Origin of the sequence: Geomonas propionica (assembly GCF_016458235.1) — a bacterium.
Lineage (GTDB): Bacteria > Desulfobacterota > Desulfuromonadia > Geobacterales > Geobacteraceae > Geomonas > Geomonas propionica.
The window spans coordinates 1-18,011 of record NZ_JAEMHK010000021.1; the positions used below are offsets into that span (position 1 = coordinate 1).

The 18,011-nt window shown below is 63.7% G+C and carries 14 protein-coding genes; all 14 read left to right on the forward strand.

Annotation, left to right across the window (positions count from 1 at the left end; genetic code table 11):
- Positions 1-191: 191 nt before the first annotated feature.
- A complete protein-coding gene (locus JFN90_RS20805) occupies positions 192-767 on the forward strand; it encodes a DUF6125 family protein (protein WP_199397047.1) in 576 nt (191 codons plus the stop codon).
- A gap of 31 nt (positions 768-798) precedes the next feature.
- Positions 799-4,047 (forward strand): fused isobutyryl-CoA mutase/GTPase IcmF, encoded by a 3,249-nt coding sequence (gene icmF, locus JFN90_RS20810; RefSeq protein ID WP_199397048.1) that lies wholly within the window; start codon positions 799-801, stop codon positions 4,045-4,047.
- A gap of 91 nt (positions 4,048-4,138) precedes the next feature.
- Positions 4,139-4,672, forward strand: a complete 534-nt coding sequence (locus JFN90_RS20815; RefSeq protein WP_199397049.1) for a nitroreductase family protein — start codon at positions 4,139-4,141, stop codon at positions 4,670-4,672.
- Positions 4,666-5,832 (forward strand): M24 family metallopeptidase, encoded by a 1,167-nt coding sequence (locus JFN90_RS20820; protein WP_199397050.1) that lies wholly within the window; start codon positions 4,666-4,668, stop codon positions 5,830-5,832. Before JFN90_RS20815 ends, JFN90_RS20820 begins: the two co-directional genes overlap by 7 nt.
- A 252-nt stretch (positions 5,833-6,084) precedes the next feature.
- The gene (locus tag JFN90_RS20825) at positions 6,085-7,260 is read left to right on the forward strand and encodes a thiolase family protein (RefSeq protein ID WP_199397051.1); all 1,176 of its coding nucleotides are present in this window, start codon (positions 6,085-6,087) and stop codon (positions 7,258-7,260) included.
- Positions 7,261-7,299: 39 nt separating this feature from the next.
- Positions 7,300-8,151, forward strand: a complete 852-nt coding sequence (locus JFN90_RS20830; RefSeq protein WP_199397052.1) for a 3-hydroxybutyryl-CoA dehydrogenase — start codon at positions 7,300-7,302, stop codon at positions 8,149-8,151.
- Positions 8,152-8,169: 18 nt separating this feature from the next.
- Positions 8,170-8,952: an enoyl-CoA hydratase/isomerase family protein gene (locus JFN90_RS20835; protein WP_199397053.1), complete on the forward strand. Its 783-nt coding sequence runs from the start codon at positions 8,170-8,172 to the stop codon at positions 8,950-8,952.
- Positions 8,953-9,118: 166 nt separating this feature from the next.
- Positions 9,119-10,258, forward strand: a complete 1,140-nt coding sequence (locus tag JFN90_RS20840) for an acyl-CoA dehydrogenase (protein WP_199397054.1) — start codon at positions 9,119-9,121, stop codon at positions 10,256-10,258.
- 104 nt (positions 10,259-10,362) lie between these two features.
- The gene (locus JFN90_RS20845) at positions 10,363-12,480 is read left to right on the forward strand and encodes a heterodisulfide reductase-related iron-sulfur binding cluster (protein ID WP_199397055.1); all 2,118 of its coding nucleotides are present in this window, start codon (positions 10,363-10,365) and stop codon (positions 12,478-12,480) included.
- A gap of 28 nt (positions 12,481-12,508) precedes the next feature.
- Positions 12,509-13,285, forward strand: a complete 777-nt coding sequence (locus JFN90_RS20850) for an electron transfer flavoprotein subunit beta/FixA family protein (protein ID WP_199397056.1) — start codon at positions 12,509-12,511, stop codon at positions 13,283-13,285.
- Between the two features lie 118 nt (positions 13,286-13,403).
- Complete coding sequence (locus tag JFN90_RS20855) at positions 13,404-14,321, forward strand: electron transfer flavoprotein subunit alpha/FixB family protein (protein WP_199397057.1); 918 nt, start codon at positions 13,404-13,406, stop codon at positions 14,319-14,321.
- Positions 14,322-14,570: 249 nt separating this feature from the next.
- Entirely contained in the window at positions 14,571-15,728 is a 1,158-nt protein-coding gene (locus tag JFN90_RS20860; protein WP_199397058.1) for an acyl-CoA dehydrogenase family protein, read from the forward strand.
- A 197-nt stretch (positions 15,729-15,925) separates the two neighbouring features.
- Complete coding sequence (locus JFN90_RS20865; protein WP_199397059.1) at positions 15,926-16,891, forward strand: CoA transferase subunit A; 966 nt, start codon at positions 15,926-15,928, stop codon at positions 16,889-16,891.
- 1 nt (position 16,892) lies between these two features.
- Positions 16,893-17,714 (forward strand): CoA-transferase subunit beta, encoded by an 822-nt coding sequence (locus JFN90_RS20870; protein WP_199397060.1) that lies wholly within the window; start codon positions 16,893-16,895, stop codon positions 17,712-17,714.
- Positions 17,715-18,011 lie beyond the last annotated feature (297 nt).

An 18,011-nucleotide genomic window follows, 5' to 3' on the forward strand; every position in this document is an offset into this window, starting at 1 on the left:
AAGAGTTCGAACAGCAGGAGTTTAAGATGGCAGCATAAGGGTTTTTAACGTGTCCTCTATTGCGAAGACAGGTCAGTAAGTGAGGTGTCACCTTCCCGCTCAGGGGAAAGGGCCTGTAAAAGTCCCCTCCCCAGGAGGGGGAGGGACAGGGAGGGGGAAGCTTCAATGCACAACGACAAGGAGGTGAACCCGTGACAAATGCTAACAACCTGCAGGAGATCGCCGTTGCGCAGCCGGCGGGGGACGAGGGCATCCAACTCCTCTACGCGCTCAGCAAGGAGGAGTTGGTGAGGATCATCGTCGACGACGCCAAGAACTGGCTCGCCCACGACGGGGTCTGGTTCCAGTCGCTGGAGAAAAAGTACGGCATGGACGTGGCGGTGGATATCGATACCGACGCCTGGCGGCTCTTCACGGTCGTTGAGGCCAAGAGGATCATGGAGCGGCTCTCCATGAAACCCGGCGGCGGCATCCCGGCCCTGGTGGAGTGCCTGAAGCACCGCTTCTACGCCCGCTTGAACCTCCAGGAAAGCGTCGAGGTGAGCGAGACCCGGGCCGTATTCCGGATGCTCGACTGCCGGGTGCAGTCCGCCCGGAAGCGCAAGGGGCTCCCTGACCACCCTTGCAAGAGCGTCGGGATCGTCGAGTACTCCGAGTTCGCCCGGACCATCGATCCCCGCATCACCACCCGCTGCCTTGCCTGCCCTCCCGACCCGCACCCGGAGGAGTTCTGGTGTGCCTGGGAGTTCACCTTGAAAGCTGATTAGCAGCACAGACCACCCCGCTAGGAGGAACGACATGCATATAGCCGCTGCGGAGCCTTATCGCTCCAGACACAAGGTACGATTCGTCACCGCGACCAGCCTCTTCGACGGGCACGATGCCGCCACCAACATCATCAGGCGGATGCTGCAGGCCTCGGGCGCCGAGGTGATCCACCTGGGACACAACCGCTCCGTGGACGCCATCGTCACCGCCGCCATCCAGGAGGACGCGCAGGGGATCGCGGTGAGCTGCTACCAGGGGGGGCATGTCCCGTTCTTCAAGTACATCTGCGACCTGCTCCGGGAGCGCGGCGCCGACCACATCAAGGTCTTCGGAGGGGGCGGCGGCGTCATCGTCCCGGAGGAGGTCCGCGAGATCGAGGGGTACGGCGTGAGCAAGATCTTCTCCCCCGAGGACGGCAGGCGCATGGGACTGCAGGGGATGATCAACCTCATGATGGAGCAGTGCGACTTCACGCCGGAGCGCGACACCGACCGGGAGATCGAGCGGCTCAAGGAGCGGGACATCCGCGCCGTCAACACGCTGATCACCCTGGCCGAGCAGGCGGTCCACGACCAGAACGAAGGGTACGGGGCGGTGCGGGACCGGATCCGGGGCATGGCACGCGAGGTGCCGGTGGTCGGAATCACCGGGACCGGCGGGGCGGGGAAGAGCTCGATCACTGACGAGCTGGTACGCCGCTTCATCAGGGACTTCCCGGAGAAAAGCGTGGCGATCCTGGCGGTGGACCCGTCCCGGCAGCGCACCGGCGGGGCACTCTTGGGCGACCGGATCCGGATGAACTCCATCAACAGCGAACGGATCTACATGCGCTCCCTGGCCACCCGCGATTCCCGTTCGGAGCTCTCGGCAGCGATACGCGACGCCCTCGACGTGGTGCGCGCCTCGGGCTTCGACCTGGTCATCGTGGAGACTTCGGGAATCGGGCAGGGGGATGCCGGGGTGGTGGAGATCTGCGACGTTTCGCTTTACGTGATGACCTGCGAGTTCGGCGCCCCCACCCAGCTGGAAAAGATCGACATGCTCGATTTCGCCGACCTGGTGGCGCTCAACAAGTTCGAACGCAAGGGGGCCGAGGACGCGCTGCGCAACGTGCGCAAGCAGTACCGCCGTAACCGGAACCTGTTCGAGATACCTGACACCGAGCTCCCGGTCTACGGCACCATCGCCTCGCAGTTCAACGACCCCGGCACCAACGTGCTCTATCGTGCCCTGCTGGACCGGGTCAACGAGAAGAAGGATGCGGGGTGGCGGTCGCGCCTGGAGGTGACCGAGCGCGAGAGCCTGAAGCAGTACATCATCCCGCCGGACCGGGTGCACTACCTGGGCGAGATCGTCCATGCCGTGCGCGGCTACCGCAAGGATGTGGAGGAACAGGCCGGCGTCGCGCGCACCCTGTTCCAGCTTTCCGGCGCCCGGGCCGAGGTGAAGGGGGAGGGGACAGTCGCGGAACTGGACCAGTTGATCGGGACTTTCTCCGCGAAACTCCGGGAGGAGCCGCGACGCATCATCGACGGCTGGAAATCGCTCAAGGATTGCTACCGCCAGGACGCCCAGGTCACCAAGGTGCGCGACAAGGAGATCCGCACCGAACTCTACACCACGTCGCTTTCCGGGATGAAGATCCCCAAGGTCTGCCTCCCCGACTACCAGGACTGGGGCGAGATCGTGAAGTGGTCCATGAAGGAGAACCTCCCCGGCTTCTTCCCGTACACGGCGGGCGTGTTCCCCTTCAAGAGGGCCGAGGAGGACCCGAAGCGGCAGTTCGCTGGCGAGGGGACCCCGGAGCGGACCAACAGGCGCTTCCACTACCTGTGCCAGGACGACGGCGCCAAGCGCCTCTCCACGGCCTTCGACAGCGTCACCCTGTATGGCGAGGACCCCGATTACCCGCCGGACATCTACGGCAAGGTGGGGGAGAGCGGTGTATCCATCTGCACCGTCGAGGACATGGAGAAGCTTTACGCCGGCTTCGACCTCTGCGCCCCCTCGACCAGCGTCTCCATCACCATCAACGGACCCGCACCGATCATGCTCGCCTTCTTCTTCAACGCGGCCGTGAGGCAGCAGTTGGTGCAGTTCAAAACGACGCAGGGGCGCGAGCCGTCGGCGGAGGAATACGCCCAGCTGAAGGCGCGCACCCTGCAAACCGTCCGCGGCACGGTCCAGGCGGACATCCTCAAGGAGGACCAGGGGCAGAACACCTGCATCTTCTCCACCGAGTTCGCGCTCAGGATGATGGGGGACATCCAGCAGTACTTCATCGAGCGGCAGGTGCGCAACTACTACTCGGTCTCCATCAGCGGCTACCACATCGCCGAGGCCGGGGCCAATCCCATCTCGCAGCTCGCCTTCACCCTGTCCAACGGCTTCACCTACGTGGAGTACTACCTGTCGCGCGGCATGAACATCGACGACTTCGCGCCGAACCTCTCTTTCTTCTTCAGTAACGGCCTCGACCCCGAGTACACGGTGATCGGGCGGGTGGCGCGGCGGATCTGGGCGGTGGTGATGCGGGAGAAGTACGGCGCCAACGACCGCAGCCAGAAGCTCAAGTACCACATCCAGACCAGCGGCCGGTCGCTGCACGCCCAGGAGATGGATTTCAACGACATCCGCACCACGCTGCAGGCCCTGATGGCCCTCTACGACAACTGCAACTCGCTGCACACCAACGCCTACGACGAGGCGGTGACGACACCGTCGGAGGAGTCGGTGCGCCGGGCCATGGCGGTGCAGATGATCATCACCAAGGAACTCGGGCTCGCCAAGAACGAGAACCCGCTCCAGGGCGCCTTCATCATCGACGAGCTGACCGACCTGGTGGAGGAGGCGGTCCTCGCCGAGTTCGAGAGGATCGATCAGCGCGGCGGCGTGTTGGGCGCCATGGAGACCCAGTACCAGCGCAGCAAGATCCAGGACGAGTCCATGCTCTACGAGGCGAGGAAGCACTCCGGCGAGCTCCCCATCGTCGGCGTCAACACCTTTCTCAACCCGCACGCCGGGGAAGAGGGGTACCAGATTCCCGGGGAGCTGGCCCGCGCCACCGTCGAGGAGAAGGAACAGCAGATCAGCAACCTGCGTGCCTTCCAGGGGCGGCACAAGGATGAGGCCCCGGTGGCCCTGAAGCGGCTCCAGGAGACCGCGGTGGCGGGTGGCAACATTTTCGCCGAACTGATGGAAACGGTGCAGTGTGCCTCGCTGGGGCAGATCACGAGGGCCCTTTACGAGGTAGGCGGGGAGTACCGCCGCAACATGTAGCAGGAGGAGTCTTGAGGCCCAGCGTTCCCTCCCCCGGAGGGGGAGGGACAGGGAGGGGGGCATTGGGCTGCTGACGACGAGGAGGGAAATAATGGACGTGTTCCAAGCGATCAACGACAGAAGAAGCATCCGCAAATACCGGGACACCCCGGTCGAGTGGGACAAAGTGAGCCAGGTGCTCGATGCGGGGCGGCTGGCGCCTTCCTGGAAGAACATGCAGTGCTGGCGCTTCCTAGTGCTGTCGGCGGGAGGGAAGCGGAACGCCCTTTTGGACGCCTTCCCCGACGACAACCCCGGCAAGAAAGCCCTGTCGCAGGCCCCGGTGACCATCGTGGTCTGCGCCGACCCGGCCGAGTCCGGCGTGGAGAACGGCATCGAGTACTACGTCGCCGACACGGCCATCGCCTTCGAGCACATCTGCCTGGCGGCGCACGGCCTGGGGCTCGGCACCTGCTGGATGGGGCTCTTCGACGAGCCCACCCTTAAGGAGTCGCTCGGCATCCCGGACGGGATCCGGGTAGTCGGGGTGACGCCGCTGGGGTACCCGGATCAGGAGCCCAAGGCGCGACCCCGCAAGGAGCTGGCGGAAATCGCCTATCACAACGACTGGGGGAGCGCATGCTGACCAAGACCGAATCGGAGCGGAGGATAGCCCGGCTGCAGGACGGGCTGAGGGGACAGGGACTGGACGGCGCCCTGTTTATCTATCCCATCGATATCTACTACTTTTCCGGCACACGCCAAAACTCCGCGCTCTTCGTTCCCACGGACGGTAAGCCGCGCCTGATGGTGCGCAAGAGCTATTTCCGGGCCCAGGCTGAGAGTGTCATTGAGGACACGCGCCCCTTTCCCTCCAGTAAGGAGTTCGCGTCCCTGTTCCCGCCCACGCTGAAGCGCGTCGGCTTCACCTTCGACGTGGCGCCGGTACAGCAGTACCAGTTCTACGCGAAGCTCCTGCCCGGTGTGGAGTTCGTGGACATTTCCACGCCGAACCGGGAGCTACGCAGCGTGAAGTCGGAACTGGAGCTGGAACGGATGCGAGAGAGCGGTTCGCGGCTTTGCGGGGTGTTCAAGGAAGTGCCGGGTTTCCTGAAAGAGGGGATGCGCGAGCTGGACCTCGCTGCCGAGTTCGAATACCGGCTGCGCAAGGCGGGAGGCGAAGGGTACGTGCGCATGCGCGCCTACAACCAGGAGCTGTTCCAGGGACTGGCGGTCAGCGCCGGCGCCGGCAATCCCGGTTTCTTCGACAGCGCGGTCACCGGCCGGGGACTCTCCAACGCCTCCCCCCACGGCGCCTCGACCGATGCCATCGCGGCCAACGTCCCGGTGCTGGTGGACTACACCGGGGTCTTCAACGGCTACATCGTGGACATGACCCGCATGTTCGTGGTGGGGCGGCTCGCGCCGGAACTGGAGCATGCCTTCGAGACCTCGCTGCGTATCCAGCAGCACCTGGCCGAGAACCTGAAGCCGGGGGCGGTCTGCGAGGATCTGTTTGCCCAGGCGGCCGAGCTGGCCGACAGCGCGGGGCTCGGGCGCAATTTCATGGGCGCGCCCGGGGAGAACGCGAAGTTCGTCGGGCATGGCGTCGGCCTTGAGCTGGACGAGTTCCCGGTGCTGGCCCAAGGTTTCAAGTCGCAGCTCCGCGAGGGGCAGACGGTTGCCATTGAGCCCAAGTTCGTGCTGCCCGGCCTGGGCGTTATAGGTATCGAAAATACGTTTGCCGTCGGCCCCGAGGGTGGGGTGAAAATAACCAACATGGCGGACGATATCGTCTATATCTAAGACAGAAAACAATTTTTGTTTTACCTGGGGGCTTGCTAAGGTGAGCCCCTTTTTTGTGGCTGGTATGGAAAACCTTATAAAAGTCAGTTGCTTTAAGGAGTAGTGAGGTTGCGTGTTCCCGTTGCCCCTGCGGTGGTCCTCTAACGATGATAGAATGTTTGCCGTATTTATAATCTCGTTATACTTTTGCTTGACTTTAACGTAAACGACAGATAAGATTTTACCCAACACATCAACGCCGGGAGGGAAACCATGCAAGACGTCTTCGTAGTGGAATCACTGAGAACCCCATTTGGCTCCTTTGGCGGCTCGTTGTCCGACGTTGAGGCGCCCGTGCTGGGGGGGACCGTGATCAAGGCGCTCCTGGAGCGGGCTGACTTGAATCCGGCCCAGGTCGACGAGGTCATCGCCGGCCAGGTTCTCAGTGCCGGGGTGGGGCAGGCTCCCGCCCGCCAGGCCATGCGCTACGCCGGCATCCCGGACACCGCGCACGCCCTCACCATCAACAAGGTCTGCGGCAGCGGCTTAAAGTCGATCATGCTCGGGGCAGGCTCCATCATGCTGGGAGAATCCGACGTGGTGATCGCGGGCGGGATGGAGAACATGTCGCTCGCCCCCTTCATCCTGAAGAAGGCGCGCTACGGCTACCGCATGGGGCACGGCGAGCTCACCGACCTGATGATCTACGACGGCTTGCAGGACCCGTACTCGGGTCGGCACATGGGCGACATCGCCGAAGAGGCGGCCGCTCGCCACGCCCTTTCCCGCGAGGCCCAGGACGAATTCACCATCCGCTCATATACCCGGGCGCAGGAGGCGGTCCGCGGCGGCATCTTCAAGGACGAGATCGTGCCGGTGCTGAAAAAAGGGCGCGGCGGCGAGGTGAGCGTGGCCGAGGACGAGGAGCCGTTCAAGGTAGATTTCGCCAAGCTCCCCGCTTTGAAGCCGGTCTTCAGAAAGGACGGCACCATCACCGCCGCCAACGCCTCCACCATCAACGACGGCGCGGCCTTCTCCCTGCTCGCCGGCGCCGACGCCGTCAAGCGCTTCAACCTGAAGCCGCGCGCGCGCATCGTCGCCCATGCCACCTGCAGCCTGCATCCCGAACGCTACACCGAGGCGCCGGTCGGGGCCATCGAGGTCGCCTGCGCCAAGGCGGGGCTGAAGACCCAAGACATCGACCTGTTCGAGATCAACGAAGCCTTCGCCACCGTGGCCATGATCGCCATCAAGGACCTGGGCCTCGACCCGGAGAAGGTGAACGTGAACGGCGGCGCCTGCGCCATCGGCCATCCCATCGGCGCCAGCGGCGGGAGGCTGGCCGCCACGCTGGTGCGCGAACTGCACCGACGCCAGGCCCGCTACGGGCTCGCCACCCTTTGCATCGGCGGAGGCGAGGCGGTCGCGGTAGTATTCGAAAGGGTCTGACCCGCACTCAAAGAATCCACGTTTCGATAGGAGGCTGACATGTTCAAGGTAGTAGGCGTCATAGGGGCCGGCCAGATGGGAAGCGGCATCGCCCATGTCTTCGCGCAGCACGCATACCAGGTTCTGCTCTACGACATCTCCCAGGCTCAACTGGACAAGGCGCTCAAATCAATCGAGCAGAACCTGGAGCGCCAGGCGCGCAAAGGCGTCATCTTCACCACCAGCATCGAGGGGATCATGGCCCGCATCACCGCCACCAAGGACCTCAGGGACTTCGCCCAATGCGACCTGGTGGTGGAGGCGGCGACCGAGAACGAGAACCTCAAGTTCGAGCTGTTCAAGAAGCTGGACGAGATCGTGCCGCCAGAGGCGATCCTCGCCTCCAACACCTCCTCCATCTCCATCACCCGTATCGCGGCCTGCACGAAGCGGCCGGACAAGGTAATCGGCATGCACTTCATGAACCCCGTGCCGATCATGACACTGGTGGAAGTGATCCGGGGCCTGGGCACCAGCGAGGAGACCTTCCAGGCCATCGGCGCCCTGGTCGCGCGGCTCGGCAAGGAGATGGCGGTCGCCAAGGACTACCCGGGCTTCATCGTGAACCGGGTGCTGATCCCGATGATCAACGAGGCGATCTTCGCGCTCTACGAGGGGATCGCAACGGCTGAGGATATCGACAAGGGGATGAAACTCGGCACCAATCAGCCTATGGGGCCGCTGGTCCTCGCCGACTTCATCGGCCTCGACACCGTGCTCGCCATCTGCAACGTCCTGCACGACGGCTTCAAGGATCCCAAGTACCGCCCCTGTCCGCTCCTGGTGAACATGGTCAACGCCGGGTACCTCGGCAAGAAGTCGGGCAAGGGATTCTACGACTACAAGGGCTAGACCCGGGGAGCGATAAACATGGAAAACCCGAACATCCTTTGCGAAATCGCCGAGGGGATCGCAACGGTCACGGTGAACCGGCCGGCGAGCCTGAACGCGCTGAACAGCCAGGTCCTCGGCGAGCTGGAGTGCACCCTCTACAAGCTTGAGCAGGACGCCGCCGTGCGGGTCGTTATCCTGACCGGAGCGGGCGAAAAGGCCTTCGTCGCCGGCGCGGACATCAAGGAAATGGCGGACATGACCTCCTTCGAGGGGCACCGTTTCGCCCTCCAGGGGCAGCGGGTCATGCTCTTTATGGAGAAGATGAGCAAGCCCGTGATCGCCGCGGTCAACGGCTACGCTCTGGGGGGCGGCCTGGAGCTGGCCCTCGCGTGCGATGTGATCTACGCCTCCGACAACGCCAAGCTCGGTTTTCCCGAGGTCACCCTGGGGATCATCCCCGGCTTTGGCGGCACCCAGAACCTCTCCCGCCTCATCGGTCCCAACCGGGCCAAGGAACTCATCTATAGCGGCAGGATGATCAACGCGCAGAAGGCGCTCGCCTGGGGCGTAGTCAACGAGGTGGTCGCCCAGGCGGAGCTTGCTGCGAAGGCCCTGGAGCTGGCGCGGGAGATCGCGAATAACGGCAGCCTCGGCGTCGGCTACGCCAAGAACGCCATCGTCAACGGGCTCAACATGACCAAGGAAGACGGCTTCCGCTACGAGAGTTCCCTCTTCGGCGTCCTCTTCGCCACCGAGGACCAGAAGGAAGGCATGGGCGCCTTCGTGGAAAAGCGCAAGGCGCAGTTCAAAGGGAAGTAGCGGCGAGTGTCCCTCTCCCTCCGGGAGAGGGTGGCCGAAGGCCGGGTGAGGGTGCTGTTGCTTGTCGAGCAGTTGCTTGCCGCGCCCTCCCTCACCCCTGCCCCTCTCCCGGAGGGCGAGGGGAAAACGATCGTTCCCTAAACGGCAAACATAACAGGAGGATGCAATGGATTTCGAATTGAGCCAGGACCACAAGGTATTGAGGGATTCGGTGCGCGAGTTCGTGGAGAAGGAGATCAAGCCGATCGCGATGAAGATCGACGAGGAGCACATGATCCCGGACTCGCTGGTCAACAAGATGGCGGAGATGGGCTTTTTGGGGAGCTATCTCCCGGAGGAATACGACGGCGCCGGCCTCGACATGCTCTCCTACGCCATCGTGGTCGAGGAGGTCTCCAAGGCCTGCGGCTCCAGCGGCGTGCTCATCTCGGCCCACACTTCGCTCGCCTGCGGCCCGATCTACACCTTCGGCACCGAGGCCCAGAAGAAGAAGTGGCTCCCGGCGCTGAACACCGGCAAGGTGATCGGCTGCTTCCTCCTTACCGAGCCCGATGCCGGCAGCGACGCCGGGGCCATCTCGACCACCTACCGGCGCGAGGGGGACGAGTACGTCATCAACGGCTCCAAGATCTTCATCACCAACGGCGGCTACCGCGGCACCGGCGTCCTCTTCGCCACCTCGGACAAGAGCCTCAAGCACCGGGGCGTTTCCGCCTTCATCATCGACCTCAACTCCTCTGGGGTCGAGATCCTCAAAAACGAGAAAAAGCTTGGCATCCGCGGCAGCTATACCACCGCCTTCGCCCTGGACAGCGTGCGCATCCCGGCTGAGAACCTCCTCGGGCAGGAAGGGCAGGGGTTCAAGATCGCCATGGACACCCTGAACGGCGGGCGCATCGGCATCGCGTCCCAGGCCCTCGGCATAGCCGAGGGGGCCTTCGAGCGGGCGCTGGCATACTCCAAGGAGCGTAAGCAGTTCGACCACCCCATCTGCGATCTGCAGGCGGTCCAGTTCAAGCTGGCCGACATGTACACCCGCATCGAGACCAGCAAGCTGATGACCTACAAGGCCGCCTGCCTCAAGGACGCCAAGAAGAACTACACGGCGGAGTCGGCGATGTGCAAGATGCTCGCTTCAGAGGCGGCCACCTATGTCACCAAGGAGGCGATCCAGATCCACGGCGGCTACGGCTTCATCTGCGACTACGAAGTGGAGCGCATGTTCCGCGACGCCAAGATCACCGAGATCTACGAAGGTACCAACGAGGTGCAGCGCGTGGTCATCTCGAAGATACTGCTCTCGTAACATCTTCACTCCTCACCCCGGAGGGGGGAGGCTGGGAGGGGGGAAGCTGGGAGGGGGGAAGCTGGCAGAAGCCATCAGCATCGGTCAACACGCAGGAGTGAGTCATGGAAGCTACCAGGGAAATCTATTGGAACGTAGGGCACGGCGTGGTGCTCCCGATGTACCTGCTCACGCTGCTCGCCTTCGCCGCCTGCGCCTACGGGTGTTGGAAGCGGGTCGAGGTCTACCGGCAGGGGAAACCCCTCAACCGTCTGGACAACCTGCGCGAACGGGTCGTGCTGATGGCTACCAACATGTTAGGTCAGATCAGGGTGCTGCGCGTCGCCGGCCCCGGTATCCCGCACGCGCTGTTCTTCTGGGGCTTCGTGGTCCTGTTCATCGGGACGCTCCTGGTCATGGCCCAGGCCGATGTCTCGCAGCCGCTCTTCGGCATCAAGATTCTCACCGGCGGCTTCTACAAGGCCTACTCGCTGGTGCTTGATCTGGCTGGTCTGGCCGCGATCTTCACCCTGTTCGGCCTGGCGCTCAGGCGCTTTGTGGCGCGGCCGGAGGGGCTCAAGATCACCCGCGACGACTACTTGATGCACGGCCTTTTATCCGCCATCATCGTCACCGGATTCTTCGCCGAAGGGGCGCGCATGGCCGCCACCGAGCTGCGTCAGAACCCGGACCTGGCGCGCTTCTCGCCGATCGGGCTCATGGTCGCCGGCCAGTTCGCCGCGCTCGACCTGCAGTCCCTCAAGGAGCTGCACCGGCTCTGGTGGTGGTGCCACTTCCTGCTGGTCACCGGCTTCATCGCCGCCATCCCCGGGACCAAGTTCCGCCACCTGCTGACCACTCCCGCCAACTACCTTTTCGTGGATCTCAGGCCCAAGGGGAGCATCGATACCATCGATCTCGAGGCGGAAGGGGTGGAGCATTTCGGGGTGGACAAGGTCGCCGACCTCACCTGGAAGGACATCTTCGACGCGGACGCCTGCACCAGCTGCAAGCGGTGCCAGGATCGCTGTCCCGCCTTCAACACGGAGAAGCCGCTCTCGCCGATGCAGCTGGTGCAGCAGATAGGCGACACCGCGTGCTCCGCGCCGCAGGCGGACCTGATCGAGGCGGTCGGGCGGGACACGCTCTGGTCCTGCACCACCTGCCGCTCCTGCCAGGAGATCTGCCCGGCACAGGTGGAGCACGTCAACAAGGTCATCGAGATGCGGCGCAACCTGGTCCTCATGCAGGGGGAGTTTCCCGGCGAGGAGGTCATGGTCGCGGCCAACAACGTCGAGGTGAACGGCAACCCCTTCGGCATGGCCTACGCGGAGCGGGGCAAGTGGTCCGACGGGCTCCCGGTGCGGCACCTCTCCGAGGGGGAGGGGGCCGACATCCTCTACTTCGTCGGCTGCTACGCCTCCTTCGACAAGAGGAACCAGGAGGTGGCCAAAAGCTTCGTGAAGATCTGCGATGCGGCGGGAGTGAGCGTCGGCATCCTGGGCAAGGAGGAGCGCTGCTGCGGCGAGCCGCTGCGCAAGCTGGGCAACGAGTACTTGTACCAGGTGACCGCGCAGGAGAATATCGAACTGATCAAGGGGTATGGCGTGAAGAAGATCGTCACCACCTGCCCCCACTGTCTCAACACCCTCGGGCGCGACTACCGCGATCTCGGGCTCGACGTTGAGGTCGAACACTACACCGTCTTCATCGACAGGCTGATCGGCGACGGGACGCTCGCCCTCGCTCCGCACCAGTTCGACTACACCTACCACGACTCCTGCTACCTTGGTCGCTACCAGGGCATCATGGAGCAGCCGCGCAACGTGCTGCACGTGGCCGGGGGAAGGATCAACGAGATGCAGAGGTCGGGGCTGGAGAGCTTCTGCTGCGGCGCCGGCGGCGGCCGGATCCTGGCCGAGGAAAAGCTCGGGAGCCGGATCAATGTGCAGCGGGTTAAGATGGCCGAGGCGACCGGTGCGCCGCTGATCGTATCCAACTGCCCCTTCTGCCTGACCATGTTCGAAGACGGTATCAAGACCGGTGATTGCGAAGGAAAGCTGGCGGTGCGGGACCTGGCCGAGGTGGTGGCGGAACGACTGGCGACGCCGCTCGAGATAGGGAAGGCGTTGCCGGAACTGAGCATCGCAACCGTCACGGCACTGGCCGAGGTGGCGGGGAGAATCGATCCGGCGCCGCCGGAAGAGGAGCGGTTGGCGGCAGCAGAAGGTGTATCGGCATGATGCCGCGAAGAATCCAGAGGAGGAAGTTATGAAGATACTGGTATGCATCAAACAGGTGCCGGACATGGAGTCCCGCTTCAGGCCCAACGGCGACAAGACCTGGTACGACGAGAGTGACCTCGCCTTCCGCATGAACGAATACGACGAGTATGCGGTGGAACAGGCGGTTCAGCTCAAGGAGCAACTGGGCGGGGAGCCCGAGATCACGGTCCTCTCCATCGGCCCCGAGCGCACGGTGGAGGCGATCAAGAAGGCCCTTGCCATGGGGGGGGACCGCGCCGTCCACATCCGGGACGACCGGTACTACCAGAAGGATCCCTGGCAGATCGCCTCGATGATCGCGAGCTACGCCAAGGGTGAAAGCTTCGACCTGATCTTCACGGGGATGCAGTCCCAGGACCGCGGCTCGGCCCAGGTCGGCGTCATCGTGGCGGAACTCCTGGGCCTCTCCTGCGCCACCACCTTGGTCGGCTTCAGCTATGACGGCGGCACCGTCACCGTCAAAAGGGAGCTGGAAGGAGGGATCAAGGGCGTGGCGAAGCTGAAGCTTCCGGCGCTGGTCACCTGCCAGCTGGGGCTCAACACCCCGCGCTACCCGACCCTTCCCAACATCATGAAGGCGAAGAAGAAGGAGATCGCCGCGCTGACTCCGGCCGAACTGTCCGGCGAAGCGGAACTGACCGCCACCGCCGCCATCTACCCGCCCGCCAAGAAAGGTGGCGGCCTGGTGCTGGAAGGGGAGATCGGTGCGCAGGTGGACCGGCTGATGGGGATCCTGAAGGAAAAGACCGCGGTGCTCAGATAGCGAGGGCAGGGGCGGAGGGGACTGGCTCCGCAGGTGCCTGTCCCCCTCTCTGGACGAGTGAGATCCGACCGCCACCGCAACCGGGCGACAAAACAACCGCTGCTACGGAGGGAAAACAATGAAAGCATTACTGATAGGGGAATACCGGCAGGGGAAGCTCCTCGACACCACCTATGAACTCAAGGCCTTCGCCGACCGCCTCGGCGCCGACAGCGTCATGCTGCTGGTGGGAAGCGATGCCGAGCTCCCGAAATGTGACAGCAAAGTCTACCTGGCCGATGCCGCCAAGTACGGCGAGTACAACCCCGACCTGCACAAGCAGCTGGTACTGCAGGCCGTCGAGAAGGAGAACCCGGACTGCATCGTCTTCGTCCACTCCTCCTACGGCTGGGATCTCGCCCCGCGCGTCGCCGTTGCCTTGAAGGCGGGCCAAGTCTCCGAGATTGTCGCGCTCAACGAAGGCGCCTACGAGGTCAACGCCTGCAACGCCAAGCTGCGCCGGACCGTGACGCCCAAAAGCGGCCGCTGCGTCCTCACCATCCAGGCTGGTGCCTTCAGCCCGACCGGCGAACCGCAAGGGGCGCCGCAGCTGGAAAGGCTGGATCTCTCCGGCACAGCCTCCGCCATCGAGTTCGTGGGGTACGAGGCCGCCGAGCAGAAGGGGGTCGACCTGAGCAAAGCCGAGATCATCGTGAGCGCCGGGCGCGGCGTGGGCAAGAAGGACAACGTCCCGGTCATCGCCGCACTGGCCAGCGCCCTCGGTGGCGAACTCGGCGCGAGCCGCCCGGTGGTCGACGCCGGCTGGGTCGATCACAGCCACCAGGTTGGCACCACCGGACAGACGGTGAGCCCGAAGCTCTACGTCGCCTGCGGCATCAGCGGCGCCATCCAGCACTTGGCGGGAATGAAGAAGGCCGACTTCATCGTGGCCATCAACAAGGACAAGGACGCCCCCATCGGCGAGATCGCCGACGTCCTGGTGGTGGCGGACGTGATGCAGTTCGTCCCCGCCTTCACCGCCAAGTGCGCGAGATAAGGTTGTAAGCGCTCCGGATTAACGACGATCGTCCGCTAGTCCCCTCTCCCTCCGGGAGAGGGTGCCCGAAGGGCGGGTGAGGGCTTTGCCGGCAGGACAGCTCCCTCACCCTGACCCTCTCCCAGAGGGAGAGGGAAGGTGGACTGCAGGTCCGTCCCCTCCCCAGGAGGGGGCGGGCTAGGGAGGGGGAACCCTGCGGAGTGTCACGGCAACCCCGAACGTAACCGATTGACCAAGAGGGAGACACCGATGTTTCTCGATCTTACCGAAGAGCAGAAGCTGATCCAGGAAACCGCTAGAAACTTTGCCCGTTCCGAGCTGGAACCGCTCGCGGCCAAACTGGACCGCGAAGGGGACCGCCCGGCGTTCCTCGCCAACCTGAAGAAGCTGGCGGAGCTGGGCTTCATGGGCCTCAACGTTCAAGGGGAATATGGCGGTTCCGAGGCCGGCGTGGTCGCCTTCAGCGTGGCCATGACCGAGATCGCACGCGCCTGCGCATCCACCGCGGTGACCGTCTCGGTGAACAACATGGTCTGCGAGGTGATCCAGACCATCGGCTCGCAGGAGCAAAAGGAGAAGTACATCCCCCTCATCTGCTCCGGTGCCTACGCCGCCGGGAGCTTCGCCCTCACCGAGACCGGCGCCGGTTCCGACCCCGCCGGCATGACCACCACGGCGGTCCTCGACGGTGACAGTTGGGTCCTGAACGGCTCCAAGATCTTCATCACCAGCGCGCCCTATGCCGGCGTCTTCGTGGTCTGGGCGGTAACCGACAGGGAGGCACCCAAAGGGAAGGGGATCAGTTGCTTCCTAGTGGAGCAGGGGACGCCGGGCCTTGTGATCGGTAAGCAGGAGGAAAAAACGGGGCAGCACGCCTCAGCCACCAACGAGCTGGTCTTCGACAACTGCCGCATCCCGAAAGACGCACTGATGGGGAAGTTGAACGACGGTTTCCGCATCGCCGTCGCGGAACTGGGTGGGGGGAGGATCGGCATCGGCTCCCTGGCGCTCGGGGTCGGCCTCGCGGCCATGGACTACGCCACCAGGTACAGCACGGAGCGGGTGCAGTTCGGGCAGAAGATCAGCAGCTTCCAGGCCATACAGTGGAAGATCGCCGACAGCTACACCGAACTGGAGGCGGCGCGCCTGCTGCTGATGAGTGCCGCCTTCCGCAAGGAGAGCGGCCGCCCCTTCGCCAAGGAGGCGTCCATGGCCAAGCTCTTCGCCACCGAGGCCGCCAACCGCGCCTGCTACAACGCCGTGCAGATGCTGGGAGGCTACGGCTACACCGCCGACTTCCCCGTCGAGCGCTACGCCCGCGACGTCAGGATCACCTCGATCTACGAAGGGACCAGTGAAATCCAACGAGTCATCATCGCCCGTGAGATCTTGAAAAACTTCAGTTGAGCAGCCCCCCGGCAACAGGAATCATGCTGCACAAACCATTGCACGTGACCCAACGTTCCCCCCTTTGCGAAGGGGGGACAGGGGGGATTTGCCTCTCTCAACCAAAGCAAATCCCCCTAAATCCCCCTTCGCAAAAGGGGGACTTAAAACCGGAAGGTAATCAGTAACCCCGGCAATCATAGTTCAAGGAGGGACGCATGAGTAGCGGCAAGCGGATCACGTTGCAGCAGGCGGCCGAGATCGTGAAAAACGGCTCCAGCCTGACCTTTTCCGGCTTCACCATCTGGCGGCGCCCCTTCGCGCTGGTCTACGAGCTGATCAGGCAACGGAGAAAGGGACTCCACCTCATCGAGGTGAACGGCGGGCCGCAGACCGAGTTCCTGGTCGGCGCCGGGTGCGTGGACATCTGGGAGTCCTGCTGGGTCGGCCACGAACTCTACGGCAAGTACGGCGCCAACCTCTCCAGGAAGGTCGGCAACAAGGAGATCCTGGTCGAGGACTACAGCCACGCGGAGATGCTGTTCCGCTTCAGCGCGGCCGCCTCGGGCGCCCCCTACGCCGTGACCCAGACCGCGCTTGGGACCGACATCCACAACCCCGCCTACGACACGCTGGGCAACGCCGGGCTGCGCGACGGCAGGCGCATCCCAAAGCACAAGTACCGCTTCACCGAGGACCCCTTCTTCGGCGCCGGCGCCCAGGTCATGGTTCCCGCCGCCAAGGTCGATGTCGCCATCCTCTGCGTCCAGCAGGTGGGGGAGGAGGGGACGGTGCGGGTGAACGGCCAGTTTTACTCCGACCCGGAGGTGGCCAGGGCGGCCGACGTTACCATCGTCATGGCGGAAGAGATCGTCCCGGAAGAGTACCTGCGGCGCGACAGCGACCTGAACACCATCACCAGCTTCGAGGTCGATCACATCGTCGAGGTCCCCTTCGGCGCCCACCCCACCGGCATGTTCGGCCGCTACGACGTTGACGGCGCCTTCCTCAAGGATTTCTACACCAGGACCAGGACCCAGGAAGGGTTCGACGACTTCGCCAAGGAATGGATTCACGGCCTGGACCACCTGGGTTACCTCGAGAAGCTTGGCTGGCCGAAGATGCTCAACCTGAAGGCGAACACCGCCCTCAAGTACAGCACCGGCGTGAAAAGGGGGCAGTGACATGAACAAAGAGTTCGCGAAACCGGAAGAGTACGGGCTGGCCGACCTTCTCTGCTGCGCCGCCTCCCGCGAAGTGCAGGACAATGAAATCGTCTTTGCCGGCACCGGGCTCCCCATGGTGGCCATCATGCTGGCGCAAAAGACCCACGCGCCGAACCTCAAGCTGATCTTCGAGGCGGGGACGCTGGACGGCCGCCCCCCGGAGATCCCCACCTCGGTAGGGGATGCCCGCTGCGAGATGGGCGCTTCGCGCTCCTCCGGCCTGCATGACGCCTTCAGCATCGCGCAAAGGGGCTACGTCGACCTGGGCTTTCTCGGCGGCGCCGAGGTGGACCAGTATGGCAACGTGAACACCACCTGCATCGGCGATTACCTGAACCCCGAGCTGCGCCTCACCGGTAGCGGCGGCAACCCCGACATCAACTCCTTTGCCAAGCGCACCGTGTTCATCATGGTGCACGAGAAGCGCCGCTTTACCGAGCAGGTGAGCTACATCACCAGCCCTGGCTGGCGGGTGCGCAACTGGCCCGGCGGCGAAACGGTGCATCGGCGCGAGCTCTACGGCGCGGCCTACCGTGGCGGCCCCTCGGCCGTCATCTCAACCCTCGGTGTCTTCCGCTTCGACGAGGAAAGCGGGCGGATCTACCTCGACACCTGCCACGCGGGGAACACGCCGGAGCAGATCCGGGACATGTGCCAGTTCGACCTCGACATCACTAGGGTCAGCGGAGAGACGCTCCCACCCACCAGGGAGGAACTGCACTTTATCCACGAGGTGCTCGACCCGGAGCAGATCTTTATTCCGAAGGTAAAACCGAAATAAAAGTCCCCCTTTGCGAAGGGGGATTTGCTTCTTGTTTTGTCAGAGGCAAATCCCCCCTGCCCCCCCTTCGCAAAAGGGGGGAACCCTAGGCCATGTGCACTGCTAGGGGGTAACACTCAACACTCTCTCTGAATTCCGGGAACACCTAGCTGCTGTTCGCGAAGCGCAGCACGAGAACTCGTGTCCTCCCCTTTGCGAAGGGGAGACAGAGGGGATTTGCTTAGGGGGTAACGTAGAGAAATTGCGGTTAGAGCTGCAATTTTTTTTGACCATTGATTCCATCTTACGTCAACGTCA

Coding starts and splice junctions, on each gene's coding strand:
- JFN90_RS20860 (WP_199397058.1), top strand. CDS start 14,571: ATGTTTCTCGATCTTACCGAAGAGCAGAAGCTGATCCAGGAAACCGCT.
- JFN90_RS20835 (WP_199397053.1), top strand. CDS start 8,170: ATGGAAAACCCGAACATCCTTTGCGAAATCGCCGAGGGGATCGCAACG.
- JFN90_RS20850 (WP_199397056.1), top strand. CDS start 12,509: ATGAAGATACTGGTATGCATCAAACAGGTGCCGGACATGGAGTCCCGC.
- JFN90_RS20865 (WP_199397059.1), top strand. CDS start 15,926: ATGAGTAGCGGCAAGCGGATCACGTTGCAGCAGGCGGCCGAGATCGTG.
- JFN90_RS20825 (WP_199397051.1), top strand. CDS start 6,085: ATGCAAGACGTCTTCGTAGTGGAATCACTGAGAACCCCATTTGGCTCC.
- JFN90_RS20830 (WP_199397052.1), top strand. CDS start 7,300: ATGTTCAAGGTAGTAGGCGTCATAGGGGCCGGCCAGATGGGAAGCGGC.
- JFN90_RS20845 (WP_199397055.1), top strand. CDS start 10,363: ATGGAAGCTACCAGGGAAATCTATTGGAACGTAGGGCACGGCGTGGTG.
- icmF (WP_199397048.1), top strand. CDS start 799: ATGCATATAGCCGCTGCGGAGCCTTATCGCTCCAGACACAAGGTACGA.
- JFN90_RS20870 (WP_199397060.1), top strand. CDS start 16,893: ATGAACAAAGAGTTCGCGAAACCGGAAGAGTACGGGCTGGCCGACCTT.
- JFN90_RS20815 (WP_199397049.1), top strand. CDS start 4,139: ATGGACGTGTTCCAAGCGATCAACGACAGAAGAAGCATCCGCAAATAC.
- JFN90_RS20855 (WP_199397057.1), top strand. CDS start 13,404: ATGAAAGCATTACTGATAGGGGAATACCGGCAGGGGAAGCTCCTCGAC.
- JFN90_RS20820 (WP_199397050.1), top strand. CDS start 4,666: ATGCTGACCAAGACCGAATCGGAGCGGAGGATAGCCCGGCTGCAGGAC.
- JFN90_RS20840 (WP_199397054.1), top strand. CDS start 9,119: ATGGATTTCGAATTGAGCCAGGACCACAAGGTATTGAGGGATTCGGTG.